The sequence below is a fragment of the Sphingobacterium bambusae genome (assembly GCF_033955345.1).
In the GTDB taxonomy this organism is placed as follows: Bacteria; Bacteroidota; Bacteroidia; order Sphingobacteriales; family Sphingobacteriaceae; genus Sphingobacterium; species Sphingobacterium bambusae.
In genome coordinates this window covers 4,287,384-4,303,967 of sequence record NZ_CP138332.1, presented here as the reverse complement: position 1 = coordinate 4,303,967, position 16,584 = coordinate 4,287,384, and the positions used below count along the sequence as shown (strand labels likewise).

Sequence of the window (16,584 nt, the reverse complement as noted above, 5' to 3'; positions counted from 1 at the left end):
ACCAACCGCAATTTCCATAAATAGATTAAAATCGGTATATTGTTTAGCAAAAAGAAGCATGAAGGTATTTATTTCAAAGAATATCCCTAGTCCCGGAATAGAAGCATTGGAAAAATCGGGATTTGAAGTTTACATTAATGAATCTAGCCACCGATTACCGCAACCGGATCTCATCGAGGCCTGCCAAGAAGTTGATTTCTTATTAAATGTTGGACAAGGAAAACTCGACGCAGATTTTTTCGAGGCCTGCAAGCATCTCAAAGGCGTAGCGCTGACCAGCGTAGGTTTTGATCACGTAGATCTTGATGCAGCGACCACACATGGAATCCCGGTAAGCAACACACCGGACGTATTGAGCGACGCGACTGCTGATATCGCATTTCTACTTATGCTTAACGTATCAAGAAAAGCTTTCTTTAGAGCAATGCAAGTTGTAAATGGCGCATGGGCGGACTTTGAATTCACCAAAGAACTCGGCACAACCATACAAGGAAAAACACTGGGCATTTACGGATTAGGCAGAATAGGGCTCTCCTTGGCGAGAAAAGCACAAGCAGCTTACGACATGAAGATTATCTACCACAACAGAAGCCGCAACATCGAAGCCGAACGTCTCGTCGATGCGACCTATGTCAATTTCGACCAACTGCTTACACAAAGTGATGTACTATCAGTACACAGCAACTTGACGGAGGAGACACAATACCGCTTTAACAAAGATGCCTTTAAACGTATGAAAAGCTCGGCTATATTTGTGAATACTGCCCGCGGAAAGATACATCATGAGTTGGATCTCATAGACGCGTTGTCTACTGGTGAGATCTGGGGTGCAGGACTAGATGTTACCGATCCAGAGCCAATGCAGCCCGATAATCCGCTGCTCAAGATGTCCAATACCTGCGTTTTCCCACATATAGGATCCGCAACGTTGGAAACCAGAACACAAATGGCACTGCTGGCAGCCAATAATATCATCGCTGCAAAAAATGGCAACAATATGCCGCAGGTAGTAAACGTTGACGTCTACAAAAAAGCATAAAAATCCATATTAGCTGTTCGATCTGGATAAGACCAAGCAGCGACAAAACAAAAAATCACGCTATACATGGAACATTCATTTTAACCGTTCCATATATAGCGTGATTATTATAGTTGGCTTTCGCCCAAATGTTAATGCGAAGGCTGTGCTTCTACACGACGAATATCAGCTCCTAAAGCCTTCAGACGCTCTTCGATATCCTGATATCCCCTTTCAATTTGTTCGATATTATAAATAACCGATTTACCCTGCGCAGATAGTGCCGCAATCAATAGAGAGACACCTGCACGAATATCCGGCGAAGTCATTTCAATACCACGAAGCTTTGTTTGTTTGTTTAAACCAATTACCGTAGCACGATGCGGATCGCAAAGAATAATCTGTGCCCCCATATCAATCAGTTTATCCACAAAGAAAAGACGGCTTTCGAACATCTTTTGATGGATAAGGACATTACCCTTAGCTTGAATGGCCGTTACCAAGACAATGCTTAACAAATCAGGCGTAAACCCTGGCCAAGGAGCATCGGAAACGGTCAAAATAGAACCGTCGATAAAGGTATCAATTTCATAGGAATCCTGTGCAGGTATGAAGATATCGTCACCGCGCAGTTCAAATTGAATACCAAGTTTAGCAAAGACCGTAGGAATAATGCCAAGCTCTTTAAAGCAAACATCCTTGATCGTTATTTCAGACCCAGTCATTGCAGCGAGACCAATGAATGAACCAATTTCGATCATATCGGGTAACATACGATGCTCGGTTCCGCCCAAACGCTCCACCCCTTCTATGGTCAATAAATTAGAGCCAATACCAGAGATGTTTGCTCCCATGCGGTTAAGCATCTTGCAAAGCTGCTGCAGATAAGGTTCACAAGCCGCATTATAAATAGTGGTAGTTCCTTTTGCTAAGACTGCTGCCATCACCACGTTGGCAGTACCCGTTACGGAAGCCTCGTCCAAAAGAATATAGGTGCCCTTTAAAGCTGTGGCATCTACGTTGAAAAAGTTATTCTCGGCATCGTAGACAAATTTTGCGCCCAACTTCTCAAAACCCAAAAAGTGCGTATCTAAACGGCGGCGACCAATCTTATCTCCTCCCGGTTTTGGGATAGCCGCCTTCCCAAAGCGTGCTAGCAATGGACCAACAATCATGATGGAGCCACGTAAGCCCCCGCCTTTATGTTTAAATTCTTCAGACTGGAAGTAGTCGATATTAATATTTTTAGCCTCGAACTCGTACGTATCTTTGTTTACACGATTAACAGAAACGCCCAAGGCGGCCAATAGGTCGATCAGCTTATTCACATCCTTGATATCAGGAATGTTGCTTATCGTCATTTTATCTTCCGTAAGCAACACCGCAGATAAAATCTGCAATGCTTCATTTTTTGCACCTTGGGGAACAATCTCCCCTTGTAGTTTTTTTCCACCAATTATTTCAAATGCATTCATATTTCTTTGGGATACACGTTAATTAAAATTAAAAAAGAGAGCAATTGGATAACGATTTTCGCCACGCAATTGCCCTCCTGTGCTTCAGTTAGCAAAAAGCCTTATCTTTTAAAGCCGCCTTTTTTCGGAACGAAGGTCTTCTTTCCTCCTCCGCCGCCACCGCCGCTGAATTTTCTGTTATTATCACGATGGCCATGACTATGTCCTGAGCCGCCGCTCTTTTGATGATTACTATGACTATTGTTATTGTTGTTATTATTATTCGCAGGAGCGCTCTTGATCCGATTTCCCGGAGGCGGTGTTTTGAAATCCAGTTTCGTCAACACGGTGTCGGCAGGCAGGCGAAGCTGTCCTTTCGAAAGCTCGAATAAGTCCTGTATAATATGTTCATCTTGCACCGAATCCTTGTTCCACGTGGTGTATGCCATTTTCATGAAATTCGCTACCGAAATGGCCATACGCTCCCTATATTCAGGCGTCGGCATAGCTAAAGCCTTTTCAATCATCCGTTCTACAGTATATCCGTAATGCTTAAAACGGATGGAATGCTGCGGATAGTTTAACAATTCCGGCTTTTTATGGATAGCGTCACGATCGGGCACCGGGTAAGGCGACTCCACATCGATTTTAAAGTCAGAGATAATATGGAGGTGATCCCATAGTTTATGTTTGAAATCCGATACATCGCGCAGGTGCGGGTTAAGAACCCCCATCATATCAATGACCACCTGTGCATAGCGGTTTCTTTCTTCTTGGGTTGGAAGCGTACAGATGTAGTCTACCATGTTCTGTACATTCCTTCCATATTCTGCCAAAATGAGCTTTGGCCGGGTGCTATTGTAATCGAAATCCATATTGTTAAGTTTCACGCTAATTCAACGTTTGAACAGCGCCGTTATTATTCTATCTATATACTAAACTACTCTAAGTTTTGCAAATTTAAGCAACAATTGTTTCTGCCCCAACTCTTTGAAGAAAATTGTTGCTTTTATATCCGGTTTATTGCCCTCTAAGCTCACCACCTTCCCAAATCCAAAGCGTTCGTGCTCTACTTCCATCCCGACTTGCAGCCCGGAAGTATCCGACGGTGCAAATCCTTCCGTTGGCACGTGTGCCTTTGGCAAGATGGAAGTCGTCTTAACGACTTTTGGTTTTGGTTTCGAAAAGGAATCAGTATCCTTTTGTTTCCAAGCAATACGATCTGACTGAAAACCACTATCAGCCCCCGTAGAAACGCTTCTAGGCTGAAAATCCAACGCCAGACAGGCAGGATTGAGTTCATCCAAGAAACGGCTCGGCTCACAGTTATTCAAGTTACCCCACCGGTAGCGCGATGTTGCGTAAGACAAATGCAATTTCTTTTCAGCGCGCGTAACAGCCACGTAAAACAGACGACGTTCTTCTTCCAACTCCGATCGCGAGTTAAGCGATAGCTGCGACGGAAAGAGGTTTTCCTCTAGCCCCACGATGAAAACAACAGGAAACTCCAAGCCTTTCGACGAGTGTATTGTCATCAATGATACCGTATCCGCATTGGGGTCTTTATCTTTGTCATCGTTCGTCAATAAGGCAATGTCCTGCATAAAGACATCCAGTCCCTTCTCTTCGATATCTTCCCGTTCGGAAAACTCCTTGATACCGTTCAGTAGTTCCTGAATGTTCTCGTAGCGACTAAGGCCTTCCACGGATTTATCTTCATACAAATCTTTAAGTATACCCGAGTGCTGCGCAATGTGCATAGCTGTATCGAAAGCAGAGCTCGATTTCGATACAGCTTGGAAACTTTGGATCATCAATCCGAAATTACCGACAGCAGTGGCACTACGGCCATCCAAAAACATTTGCGCGTTGACCACCACATCCCACAGGCGGTACTGCTGCTTATCGGCGGCAACAAGAATTTTTTCTACAGAAGTATCACCGATGCCGCGACGCGGATAGTTGATAACTCTTTTCAATGCTTCTTCGTCATTAGGGTTGAACGTCAAACGAAAATATGCAATAAGGTCTTTAATTTCCTTGCGTTGATAAAATGACGTCCCACCATAAAGCTTATAGGGTACATTTAATTTACGCAACGCTTCCTCCATCGCCCGCGACTGTGCGTTGGTACGATAAAGGATTGCAAAATCTTTATATTTTAAGCCTTTTAAGGAACGTTCCTGCGATATCGCTTCCGCTACAATTTTCCCTTCCTCATTGTCAGAGAATGCACGGGTTACCTTTATCTTCTCACCATCTTCATTTTCTGAAAACACATTTTTCTCCAACTGGTTTTGATTTTTTTCAATCACACTGTTGGCCGCGTTAACAATCATCTTGGTAGATCGGTAGTTTTGCTCTAGCTTGAAGACTTTTACGTCAGGATAATCTTTCTGAAAGTTTAAGATATTCTGGATATTAGCCCCCCGAAAAGCATAAATACTTTGTGCATCATCCCCTACGACACATATATTTTCATTAACGGCAGCTAATCGTTTGACGATCAAATACTGCGAAAAGTTGGTATCCTGATACTCATCCACCATCAAATATTTAAATTGATGTTGGTATTTGTGCAACACATCAGGATGCTTATTCAATAGCACATTGGTCTTGAAAAGCAAATCATCAAAATCCATCGCTCCGGCACGATAACAACGCTGTGCATAGGTCATATAGATCTGTCCCAGCTGCCCACGTCCATTCGCAATATCTTCCGCCATGATGGCTTCGTTCTTATTATATTCCTGCGGAGATATCAAATTATTCTTGGCAGAAGATATCCGTCCATAAACATGGTTCGCATTATATAACTTATCATCAAGGTTCATCTCTTTGATGATCGCGCGTATCAAGCTTTTAGTATCGTCACTATCGTAAATAGTAAAATTTCGGGGATAGCCGATCAATTCCGCTTCTACACGCAGAATGCGCGAAAAAACAGAGTGAAAAGTACCCATCCATATGTTTTTTGCTTCAGGGCCTACCACACTCATGATACGCTCCCGCATCTCTTTAGCCGCCTTATTGGTAAATGTAAGCACCAAAACATTAAAAGGATCTACTCCTTTTCTAATCAAATGGGCTACGCGATAGGTAATAACACGTGTCTTTCCAGAACCTGCTCCCGCAACGATCATCACCGGACCTTCGGTCTGTTCTACGGCAGAACGTTGCGCATGGTTTAATCCTGCTAAATAATCCAAATCTCTCTCCTAAATTTTATGAAAGTTTCAACAAAAAAGTATGGGTAAAATTAATAAAAATAATCGATACCACATGGAGGGTATAAAAAAGCAAGCCCTTTTTAGCAGCTTGCTCTATATTTTTACCATCAAAAATTACATAGCATCCTTAAAAAGGCGCATCATCCGGCATGTCATTCATCCGTGATGGCATGGTGATACCACCGCCGTCGAAGCCACCTCCAAAATTACCAAATGAATCGGACGGATTAATTGCTGAACTGAAGCTATCCTGCCCTGCAGCAAAGGAATCTCCTCCTGCACCGGCAAAATCCTCTTCGAGATCCACGAATTTAACAAACTTACCAACGAATTTCAATGGCACAATCCCTGTTTCACCATTACGGTGCTTGGCAATGATAACCTCACCAATCCCCGCGGTAGGCCGTCCTTCTTCGTCTTCCGTCAAACCATAATATTCTGGACGGTAAAGGAACAACACCATATCCGCATCCTGCTCAATAGAGCCCGACTCCCGCAAATCCGAAAGCATAGGCCTCTTGCTATTTCCAGGCCTAGACTCTACGGCACGGCTTAACTGAGAGAGCGCAAGCACCGGAATATTGAGCTCCTTAGCCACAGACTTCAGCGCCCGAGAAATCGAACCAATCTCCTGCTCGCGGTTTCCCCCGCCCTTACCTTCAGATTTACCATGCATCAACTGCAAGTAATCCACAATAACCATTTGAATATCGTGCTGCGCCTTCAAGCGGCGGCACTTCGCACGAAATTCGAAAACGTTCAGTGCAGGGGTATCATCGATAATCAAAGGAGCTTCCGTAAGCCTTCCAATTCGGGAGTGTAATTGTTGCCATTCGTGATCGGCTAGATTTCCTTTTTTCAATTTCTCTTGCTCAATTTCAGTTTCGCCGGCAATCAAACGATTGACAAGCTGGACGGAGGACATCTCCAGAGAAAATACGGCCACAGCACGTTGGTGATCCACAGCAGCATTACGTGCCACCGACAATACGAAGGCTGTTTTCCCCATCGCGGGACGAGCAGCAATAATCACTAAATCAGAAGGTTGCCAACCAGAAGTCATCCGATCCAAAGCCGTCAAGCCGGACGGTATACCTGTCAAGCCATCAGTACGATCACGCAAAAGCTCCAAATTGGAAATGGCCTCACGCATGATATCGTCCATCTTACGCGAATCTCGGCGCAAGTTGTTTTGAGCGATATCAAACAGAGACTTCTCTGCGTGATCCAGCAAGTCAAAAATATCCGCCGTTTCATCGTAGGAACTATTGATGATTTCTGTAGAAACCTTAATCAACTCGCGTTGAATATATTTTTGGGAGATGATACGTGCATGATACTCAATGTTGGCAGCAGAAACCACCCTATCGGTTAACTGGGTGATGTAATAGGCTCCTCCCACCATCTCTAAAGCGCCCATTTTGCGCAGTTCCGTGGTAACGGTCAGGATATCGATTGGTGAAGTTTGTTGAAACAAACTGAAAATCGCTTCATAAATCTTTTGGTGCGAATCTTTGTAAAAAGAATCAGGCTTAAGGATATCGATAATCTCACTGAGAGCATTCTTTTCGAGCATAAGCGCACCGAGAACCGCCTCCTCCAGATCCAACGCCTGTGGAGGTAACTTTCCCAAACCACCGATTAAGTTATTGAGACTCGCTCTCTTCTTGGCAAAATTAGATTTGCCTGCCGCATTATTCGAAAATTCACTCTCTGTCGCCATTCCAAAAAAGGTTGATCTATTAAAAAATTGTGTGTCTTTTGACCGTGCTCGTAACGGGGAAACAAAAATATAAAAAATAAAGAGGAACCTTTCAACTATTTGTAAACACCACTTTTCAGTTGCTTCAACAATGATGCGGCAACAGCTCCGAAAGAGCGCGAAAAGGCAAGGTCTTTATCCACACTACATGTTAATAACGTGTTAATAAACAAAAAATCCTATTAGCTATCAGCTAGTTATACACATGTTAAGAACTTAGCCTCCTGTTAAAAACTGCTAAAAACAGAACAACATTAAAGCAAATATCCGTGTAAAAACTGACTATATACTAACAACCAAACAGTTATAAAAAACATCACCAATATTATTGACAAGAACCTGCTTTTTTGGTGTTTTCCAATATCGTATATTTGTTGAATGGCAAACGACACATCTACAATAAAGCCTTACAAAACGAAGGACGGTGGCAAGAAAGAGCAGGTAGCTGACATGTTCAACAACATTTCGAAGACCTACGACATGTTGAATAGAATGATGACGATGGGCATCGACACCATATGGCGTAAAAAGGCCATCCGTTCGTTGCAGAGCTTAAAGCCTCAACTGATTTTAGATGTGGCAACAGGAACCGGCGACTTTGCTATCGAATCCCTTCGTATACTCAAGCCTCATAAAATCATAGGCGTCGACATCTCTTCGGGTATGTTGGCCGTGGCGAAGGAAAAGATTGCAAAAAAAGGACTTCAGGATCGCTTTGAGGTACAGCTGGGCGATTCGGAGAAACTGCAATTTGAGGACGATACTTTCGACGCGGTTACAGTCGCCTTCGGCGTGCGCAATTTTGAAAATTTACCACAAGGACTTGCGGACATACGTCGCGTCTTAAAACCCGGAGGGCGTGCAGTGATTTTGGAATTATCAAATCCGACGGCATTCCCTATCAAGCAGTTGTATCATTTTTACTTTCATAAGTTCACCCCTGCTATGGGAAAACTGATATCGAAAGACAGCAGTGCTTATGCTTATCTTCCAGAATCTGTAGCCAACTTTCCCGATGGCAAACGGTTTGCAGCGATTACCAAGGAAGTAGGCTTTACGGAAACAAAAGTCAGACCGCAAACCTTTGGATTTTGCACAATTTATGAATGCACAAAATGATACGTCAACTGTTTTTTGCATGTGCTTCCCTTCTGCTTTCGATTCACGCGCAAGCGCAGCAGCGCATATCCTTGCCTTTTTCATCATTCTACGATGAAGATGCATGGCTATCGATGGGGCTACAGTACAACTATGTAAACAGCAGTTATCTGATCGGTCTTCAAGACAATTGGGCATCCATGGGAAGCACGGCGGTTCCTGAGAACAACGAGCTTTATATAGGCAATTTCGCATCTATTACAAGCTTGGCAGCGCACGGAATGTCTGTTGGCATTCCTATTGAGGTGAGATTTTCAGACAATCTATCTTCGACATTTGCACCAAGCTTCCGGTTTATAAACAACTCGGGCATACAATATCGGGACACCTTAACCAACAGCCAACCGGTGCTGCGCAATATGCGGCATGTAAGTGCGAACAATGCAGGCTCTAATTTCAATGCTTTTGAATTTCCATTGAATATTCGTTTTCGATCGGACGAGAAGATGCTTCGGAACAAATTTAACCGATATAGGGGCTACGTAACAGGCGGTCTTCGATATACCCGTTGGATAGACCTTGTTGGCGAATACCGAGAGTGGATGGCTAGCCCTGCAGAAAATCGTCCACAACCTTTGGTGATGAAGCCGGGCTATCTATCCTGGGAGGCTGGTTTAGGCGTGGAGATCTTCTTCCCTTTTTTCAGGGTATCGCCAGAAATAAAATTCATACAGAGTTTTGGTGATGTACTCGACAGAAACCATGCTTTTGCAAGCAACAACGCTTTCATGGCGCCACTAGGCAACACCAAACTTCGCAATATCCAATTCAGTTTAATTTTTCAATAATGATGAGAACAGTACTTATTACAGGAGCTAGTTCTGGAATTGGCCAAGCATGTGCCACCGTCCTTGCTCAAGACTCCAACTATAGGCTTCTGCTGTGTGCACGAAGACTACAACGCTTGGAGGAACTGAAGCAAAGTATTCAAAACACATATCCTTCCTGCGAGATTTTCTGCTTCGAGCTTGACGTGCGTGACCGTGAAGCGGTGGAAAGCGTTTTTACCAACCTACCAAAGGCATGGCGAGATATCGATATTTTGATCAATAATGCAGGACTCAGCCAAGGACTCGACGGCATAGCCGACGGAGATACCGGTGATTGGGACCGCATGATAGACACCAATGTAAAAGGCTTGTTATATGCTACAAGATATGCAGTTCCATTGATGGCAGGCAGCACAAATGCACACATCATCAATATCGGTTCCATTGCTGGCAAGGAGGTATACCCAAATGGCAATGTGTATTGCGCTACGAAACATGCGGTAGATGCCTTAACGAAGGCAATGCGTATCGATTTGTTGGAAAAAGGCATCCGGGTTTCTTCTATCGATCCGGGCATGGTGGAAACAGAATTTTCCGAAGTGCGCTTCAAGGGAGACAAAGAGCGGGCAAAAAATGTTTATCAAGGACTAACACCACTTTCCGGTATTGATATCGCAGAAATTATCGCGTTCGTACTATCGCGACCAAAACACGTAAACATCAACGACCTTTTGGTGATGCCCACTGCACAAGCATCGGCTACGATCGTTAAACGCGATAAGTAGTATTGTATTTATGGGGTGTTATTCCATACGTACAAATGATCATATTAATTTTTAAATTTTAACTTTTTAAATAATGTCATTAGAACAAAAAATCAATCAAGATATTAAGGCAGCCATGATTGCCAAAGACAATGCACGCCTTCGTGGCTTGCGTGCTGTAAAAGCAGCTATTTTATTGGCTAAAACAGAGAAAGGACACAGCGAAGAACTAACTGAAGAGGCTGAAATCAAAGTATTACAAAAACTGGTAAAACAACGGAAAGAATCCGGTGAAATTTACAAGCAGCAGAATCGGGAAGACTTGTTTGCCATCGAGTTCGAAGAGCAGCAAGTTATCGAGGAATATTTGCCGAAGCAATTGGATCGCGACGCTATTGAGGCGGTAATTAAGGGAATTATCAGTGAAGCGGGTGCTACATCCGTGAAAGATATGGGAAAAGTAATGGGATTGGCCAACCAGAAACTTGCTGGACAAGCCGATGGACGCACCATATCAGAAGTTGTAAAATCCCTATTGTCTTAACCGCATTATCATGGAGATTCAATGGACGGTCAAACCGTTTAGCGAGCTCAGTGCTTTACAGCTCTACCAGATCTTGCAACTGCGTATTGACATTTTTATGCTTGAGCAAAATTGCCTGTATCCCGAGTGCGACAACAAAGATCTTAAAGCGGTTCATCTATTTGGCATGCATGAAGAACAAGTTGTCGCTTATGCACGTTTGCTGCCGGAGGGCATTTCCTATGCTGATTTATCTATTGGCAGAGTGGTCGTGCATGCCGACTACCGCAAGTATGGCCTTGGCAAGGAGCTAATGCATCGTGCGATTGCTTACTGGGCATCAGAGGCGCCAACACAGGCTATCCGCATCAGTGGGCAACTTTATTTGCAGCGTTTTTATGAAGATCTTGGATTTGAAAAGGTGAGCGATGTCTACCTGGAAGATGATATCCCACACATCGAAATGGTTAAACGATAAAGAAACAGCCGGTGCACACGAAGCGCACCGGCTGTTTCTTTACAAAATATTCCTACCAAAGTCAGCGTAAACTTTACTTCTGCGGCTTTTCACCAAAATGACGATCTCGTTCAAAGGTGACCATATGTCTCTCTTTTTTTGCAGGATAAATATCCGATAGAGTAATCATGATACCAGTCTCCTCTACCTCTCCAAACTCATCGTTAAGCGCTGTCCCAAAAGTGCGCATACTAGGAGAAAGATTCATGTAAGTGTTGATCAAAGGAGGTATATTTTCTCCTAATTCACGTATTTTGGTGTTTAGTACTTTATATCCTTCCTTATACTCCAGTCCGTCAAAAATACCATGATAGTCCGAAATATCAGTCTTGTAACCAAGATTAAGTTTTTCGAACGGCAGCACAAGCTTCTCTTTATCTGGAAAATAATGCTCCATAAAATAGATTAAGAGGTCACGTGCCACGGCATTGTACTGCGGATACATGGTGACTTTTCCAAAGAGATACTTGATCTCCGGATTGATCATTACCAACGCGCCCAATCCATCCCATAGGTTATCCAAGGAGAACAAGCCTTTTCTATTATCGATCGCAGGTTGGTAGCGAGGCTGCACCCAGGAACGCCCCAACTCAAGGGTATAGGGAAGATAATCCTTTTTAAAAGTATCCGAAAACTCAAAGTAATGTGCTGTAGAAAGATGCACTTGACCATCTTTATCCACAGCATCTTCACATTTTATAACCCGATATCCCGCAATAATTTCCTCCTCTTCCGGATTCCAAGCAATCAATTGATCATAATTATGTTCACAGGTATCATTTTCATCAATATCCACCGCTAATCCCGTTCCACCTCCCGCTCCGCGGAATGTAAGTTCACGCAGACGACCGATTTCTTGCATAATGTGCGGCGCAGTATGATAGTTTACCAAATACACCTCATTATTGCCATTATTGGTATAACGCACGAAGGCTTCTCTCGTCAGTTCACTTTTTATTAACGCTCTGTCTACTGGCGCGATAATTTCTTGCATATGTTATTTTTTTTCCCCCATTCTATAAACCATCTCCCGCACTTCGCTCGCCCATTCACGTTCCGTTTTAGACTGGTCGAAATGACTGTACGGAATGCGCTCGCCAAAGCGGATAGTTACCGTTTGATTTCGTTGTGAAAACATTTCATCCGGCAAATACAGCATTTCCAAATTTGCCTTAATGCCGAATTTTTGTCTTAGTCTAGCTAAATTATAGAAAAAATTGGAATTTCTTCCATCGATGTAAACCGGAATGACATCCCTTTTATATTTTTTTGCTTTTGTAATAAAGCTTTTTTTCCACTCAAGATCTGCAATCTTCCCACCTATTTTCCTAGAAACCAACCCCGCAGGAAAAATCAACAAAGCATTTTCAGACGCGTAGGCCTGATCTATAGCCATGATACCGCTTTTCGCCTGATTGCCAACTTTATTAACAGGAATAAACAGCGGTTCCAAATTTCGGATATTCATCAGAATGTCATTCACCAAGAATTTTACATCCCGTCGAAACTGTCCAATAGCATGCATGATGGCGATGCCATCAAGCCCACCAAGAGGATGGTTAGACGCAAAAATCACATGCTCGTCTTTCGGAATATGCTCCGTTCCTTCCAGCACCACCTTAACGCCCAGCTCATGAATCAGATCATCCACGAAATCCAACCCATATTGATCCCTGAACTTCGTCATAATATAGTTGATTTCCTCTTCGTGGATTACCCGTTCCAAATAACTAATCAACGGCTTTGGAATCCACTTGGCCAACTTGGGACTTTTTTTATGGATTACTTCACGTACCTGAATAAACTTCACGTTCTCCGTTTCTTCAATCATTATATACTGGCTAAATTATGTTGTCTCGTTTTATGATGCCGTAAAATTAAGGAAAATATACATTAATGGTGTAAAAAGTTATTTACACGAGCTAGCGTAGTCTAGGATTAGCAGATAATTTATAAATTAGCCCCAAGACCGGTCTAAGGCCGTTAAACGTTTTTATTTTTATCCTGTTTAATAGTATAAATAGACGCATCATGTATATAGGCGAAATTTTATCCAAAAACCATGTTGACATCAAACCGGATGATACTATTGGGTTTGCGTTGGAAAGAATGAACGAATTTCACTGTTCACAATTGCCCGTTGTTGATGATCGTGATTTCATGGGATTAGTGTCCGAGGATGATTTGTTCACGGCGCATGATGAAACGCAGCCGGTGCGAAGCCTTTCCGTGTCCCTGCGTTTTGTTTATCTGTACACCTATCAGCACAGCTATGATGCGCTTCAATATATGGCAGCACATAAACTGTCCATCCTACCGGTATTGGATAAAGATAACGCGTTTATTGGTGTGCTTACCTTAACCGAATTACTGCACGCGCTCAACGAAACACTGGGCAATAATGAGGCCGGTGCGATCCTTGTTTTGGAATTTGGCAAACATGATGTATCCTTTTCCCATATCGCGCATCTCTTTGAATCTGAAAATATTCGTATTCTCAATACTGCGGTACGTGAAATTCCGGAGACGACAAAGATCGAGATGACCATAAAAGTTGACAAAAAAAATATATCAAGCCTTGTAGCATCGCTATGGCGATTCGACTATGTGGTGAAAGCTACATTCAATGATGGCAGCCAAGATTCCGATATTCAAGAACGCTACGATATCTTGATGAATTATTTAAATTTATAAGAATAGCCTATTTTTTAGCATCTTTGCATAAGTTCTGTCAAAACAATCTCGCATGCAAAGAAAATCCATCGCGATATATGGAAGGGCTTTCAATTCGTCCGTCGTCCCATATGTCGAGCAGCTCTTTTCGTATTTAAAAGAAAAGGATATTCTGATTTATATCCATTCGGATTTCTATGACTTCCTGAAACAGCAATTTGACTGCCCAAACGACTTCCTACTGTATTACAGCCACCAAGATTTGCCTACGAGTATTTTATTTTTATTGAGCTTGGGCGGCGACGGCACGATGTTATCTGCCGTTTCACAGGTTCGCGACTCCGGCATTCCCATTGCAGGGATAAATTTCGGTCGACTAGGCTTTTTAGCATCGATCCATAAGAGTGAGATCATTCAAGCATTAGACGACATCTTTTCCGGCAATTATACCTTACAGGCACGTGACCTCCTTGAAGTGAGCGGTAGTGACAGCAAGATTTTCGGACATGAGAATTTTGCGCTCAATGATATCACGGTTTTCCGGCACGACACCTCTTCGATGATTACCATCAACGCCACATTGAATGGAGAGCTGTTGAATTCGTATTGGGCGGATGGGATTATCATCGCGACACCAACGGGATCGACGGCATATTCATTGAGTTGTGGTGGCCCGATCATTATGCCTGGGAGCGGTAATTTCGTGATCACACCTATATCTCCACACAACCTCAATGTGCGACCGATCATTATTTCCGCAGAGAGTGAACTGGAACTAGAAATCGAAAGCCGAACAGACAAATACATCCTCAGTTGTGATTCCAAAAGTGAAACGCTAGAAACGAAAACAAAACTGCATATCCGACGTGCCCCATTTCGCATACACCTAATTCGACTCGCGTCTGACAGCTTTTTTAGTACATTACGTAAAAAACTACTGTGGGGACTTGATGTTAGAAACTACTAAAGCACCACGATTTTAACATAAATAGATAAGACCTTATTATTTAAAACAGCTATCTTTACCGCAAAAAACTCCTAATTTGAAACACATTGCCCATATCCTTGCTGCCTTAGCTTTACACGCTTGGTCACCGTCGTTTGCGCAGCAATGGGAGCTGGGAGGCAATGTAGCAGCGACAGGCTTTATGGGCGACATCAACCCCACGAATCCATTTTATTTTAAAAGTGCTGCAGGAGGAATACAGGTAACCTATAACTTCAATCCTACTTGGGGAATACAAACGAGCTACCAGTACCTACATCTCAACGGTTCGGACCGCGATAGTAAGGATTCGTACTTACGTGCACGTGGACAAGTATTTAACAACCAACTTCATGAACTTTCGATACGTGCGAACTTCAATTTTTTTCGATTTATAGCAGGCCGCGCGGTAAATCGCTATACGCCCTACCTATTTGCCGGCATAGCCGGTATATCGCATCGCCCGTATATATACACACAAGATGGCAGTCGCCATCGTATGGAGGATCTGCAGCTACAGCAAGAATCAACTGTCCGAGGTATTGCCCTTGCTTTACCGCTGGGTATCGGCTTTAAATATAATGTGAAAGGACCTTGGTCCCTAGGTGCGGAATTGGGCTATCGCGTAGCGTTTGAAGATAATTTGGATAATATCGCAAATAACTATCCGACAACGGACCAGTATCCGGCAGACTATGCCTCTGCCTTCCCAGAAATGGATCGCCTTTGGTGGGAATCTGTCGCTTATCCAGCAGGAAATGACAGTGCCAATTACGCGGGCAAACCAAAAGGAAATAGTCGCCCTAACGATGGGTACATGACAGCTGCTGTGACATTGACATACACGTTTATTAGTAAACGTTGCTATTGGTGGAACTAGGTCTTATTATTTAAGAAGTGAAAATGAGTTTTAAAGAGAAAATAAATAAAGAAAAGCTTCCTGCACATATTGCCATCATTATGGACGGCAATGGTCGATGGGCCAAAGGGATCGGTAAACTACGTATATTCGGCCATCAGAATGGCGTTTCCGCTGTGCGCGAAGCCATGGAGGGCTGCGTGGAAATTGGTGTAAAACACCTTACTTTATACGCTTTTTCATCAGAAAACTGGAATCGCCCCAAGCTAGAGGTTAAAGCGCTAATGGAGCTTTTGGTAAATACATTAGCAAAAGAAACCAAAACGTTTATGGACAACGGAATTCGCCTTAATGCCATCGGCAGCATTAAGGATCTTCCGAAGAATTGCCAAGCTAAACTCACCGATACCATTGAAATCACAAAGAACAATGATGCCTGTGTACTGACCTTAGCGCTTAGTTACGGCGCGCGAGCAGAACTGGTGGAAGCCACAAAGGCCATCACACAAAAAGTGCTTAACGGAGAACTCCAACTGGCTGACATTGATGAAAAAACCATCAGTGCAAACCTATTTACAGCAGACATGCCGGATCCGGATCTTATGATTCGCACAAGTGGAGAACAACGCATAAGCAACTACCTGCTCTACCAAATGGCTTACACCGAATTTGTATTTTTGGAGAAAATGTGGCCCGAATTTACTAGGGAAGATCTGTACGAAGTAATATACAACTACCAGCATAGAGAAAGAAGATTTGGGAAAACGAGCGAACAATTGTAATATTTAATTTACCTTTGCAGCGTTAATTAAATACCTAATTAATAGCTTGGTTATTAATTATTTTCTTTTAACAAAAATTAACAACAGAT

At 43.0% G+C, this 16,584-nt stretch carries 16 protein-coding genes; 10 read left to right on the top strand and 6 right to left on the bottom strand.

Annotation, left to right across the window (positions count from 1 at the left end; genetic code table 11):
* Positions 1-58: 58 nt before the first annotated feature.
* Entirely contained in the window at positions 59-1,039 is a 981-nt protein-coding gene (locus tag SCB77_RS17910) for a 2-hydroxyacid dehydrogenase (protein WP_320183364.1), read from the top strand.
* A 131-nt stretch (positions 1,040-1,170) separates the two neighbouring features.
* Here the strand turns inward: SCB77_RS17910 and murA are convergent, their stop codons facing one another.
* The 4 genes from murA to dnaB all read right to left on the bottom strand — a co-directional run bounded on the left by murA (position 1,171) and on the right by dnaB (position 7,425).
* Complete coding sequence (gene murA, locus SCB77_RS17905) at positions 1,171-2,493, bottom strand: UDP-N-acetylglucosamine 1-carboxyvinyltransferase (RefSeq protein WP_320183363.1); 1,323 nt, start codon at positions 2,491-2,493, stop codon at positions 1,171-1,173.
* 101 nt (positions 2,494-2,594) lie between these two features.
* Positions 2,595-3,347, bottom strand: a complete 753-nt coding sequence (locus tag SCB77_RS17900) for a DUF4290 domain-containing protein (protein WP_320186638.1) — start codon at positions 3,345-3,347, stop codon at positions 2,595-2,597.
* Positions 3,348-3,407: 60 nt separating this feature from the next.
* A complete protein-coding gene (locus SCB77_RS17895) occupies positions 3,408-5,681 on the bottom strand; it encodes an ATP-dependent helicase (RefSeq protein ID WP_320183362.1) in 2,274 nt (757 codons plus the stop codon).
* 148 nt (positions 5,682-5,829) lie between these two features.
* Positions 5,830-7,425 (bottom strand): replicative DNA helicase, encoded by a 1,596-nt coding sequence (dnaB, locus tag SCB77_RS17890; protein WP_320183361.1) that lies wholly within the window; start codon positions 7,423-7,425, stop codon positions 5,830-5,832.
* 417 nt (positions 7,426-7,842) lie between these two features.
* Here dnaB and ubiE point away from each other — a divergent pair, with 417 nt between their 5' ends.
* The 5 genes from ubiE to SCB77_RS17865 all read left to right on the top strand — a co-directional run bounded on the left by ubiE (position 7,843) and on the right by SCB77_RS17865 (position 11,157).
* Positions 7,843-8,583 (top strand): bifunctional demethylmenaquinone methyltransferase/2-methoxy-6-polyprenyl-1,4-benzoquinol methylase UbiE, encoded by a 741-nt coding sequence (ubiE, locus tag SCB77_RS17885; protein WP_320183360.1) that lies wholly within the window; start codon positions 7,843-7,845, stop codon positions 8,581-8,583.
* On the top strand, positions 8,580-9,410 hold the full coding sequence (locus SCB77_RS17880; RefSeq protein ID WP_320183359.1) for a PorT: 831 nt from the start codon (positions 8,580-8,582) through the stop codon (positions 9,408-9,410). Before ubiE ends, SCB77_RS17880 begins: the two co-directional genes overlap by 4 nt.
* Positions 9,410-10,177 carry an SDR family NAD(P)-dependent oxidoreductase gene (locus tag SCB77_RS17875; protein ID WP_320183358.1) on the top strand — a complete coding sequence of 256 codons (768 nt, stop codon included), beginning with the start codon at positions 9,410-9,412 and terminating at the stop codon, positions 10,175-10,177. Before SCB77_RS17880 ends, SCB77_RS17875 begins: the two co-directional genes overlap by 1 nt.
* A gap of 73 nt (positions 10,178-10,250) precedes the next feature.
* Positions 10,251-10,700 carry a GatB/YqeY domain-containing protein gene (locus SCB77_RS17870; protein WP_320183357.1) on the top strand — a complete coding sequence of 150 codons (450 nt, stop codon included), beginning with the start codon at positions 10,251-10,253 and terminating at the stop codon, positions 10,698-10,700.
* A gap of 10 nt (positions 10,701-10,710) precedes the next feature.
* Positions 10,711-11,157: a GNAT family N-acetyltransferase gene (locus SCB77_RS17865; RefSeq protein WP_320183356.1), complete on the top strand. Its 447-nt coding sequence runs from the start codon at positions 10,711-10,713 to the stop codon at positions 11,155-11,157.
* 73 nt (positions 11,158-11,230) lie between these two features.
* Here SCB77_RS17865 and SCB77_RS17860 read toward each other — a convergent pair whose 3' ends face one another.
* Together SCB77_RS17860 and SCB77_RS17855 are read right to left on the bottom strand one after the other, a co-directional pair.
* Entirely contained in the window at positions 11,231-12,190 is a 960-nt protein-coding gene (locus SCB77_RS17860; RefSeq protein WP_320183355.1) for a GNAT family N-acetyltransferase, read from the bottom strand.
* A gap of 3 nt (positions 12,191-12,193) precedes the next feature.
* Entirely contained in the window at positions 12,194-13,027 is an 834-nt protein-coding gene (locus SCB77_RS17855; protein ID WP_320183354.1) for a 1-acyl-sn-glycerol-3-phosphate acyltransferase, read from the bottom strand.
* A 200-nt stretch (positions 13,028-13,227) separates the two neighbouring features.
* Here SCB77_RS17855 and SCB77_RS17850 point away from each other — a divergent pair, with 200 nt between their 5' ends.
* The 4 genes from SCB77_RS17850 (at position 13,228) to SCB77_RS17835 (ending at position 16,495) form a co-directional block, all read left to right on the top strand.
* Positions 13,228-13,890, top strand: coding sequence for a CBS domain-containing protein (locus SCB77_RS17850; RefSeq protein ID WP_320183353.1), 663 nt, complete (start codon positions 13,228-13,230; stop codon positions 13,888-13,890).
* A 52-nt stretch (positions 13,891-13,942) separates the two neighbouring features.
* Positions 13,943-14,836, top strand: a complete 894-nt coding sequence (locus tag SCB77_RS17845) for an NAD kinase (RefSeq protein ID WP_320183352.1) — start codon at positions 13,943-13,945, stop codon at positions 14,834-14,836.
* A gap of 76 nt (positions 14,837-14,912) precedes the next feature.
* The gene (porG, locus tag SCB77_RS17840; protein WP_320183351.1) at positions 14,913-15,734 is read left to right on the top strand and encodes a type IX secretion system protein PorG; all 822 of its coding nucleotides are present in this window, start codon (positions 14,913-14,915) and stop codon (positions 15,732-15,734) included.
* 23 nt (positions 15,735-15,757) lie between these two features.
* Positions 15,758-16,495 (top strand): isoprenyl transferase, encoded by a 738-nt coding sequence (locus tag SCB77_RS17835; protein ID WP_320183350.1) that lies wholly within the window; start codon positions 15,758-15,760, stop codon positions 16,493-16,495.
* Positions 16,496-16,584 lie beyond the last annotated feature (89 nt).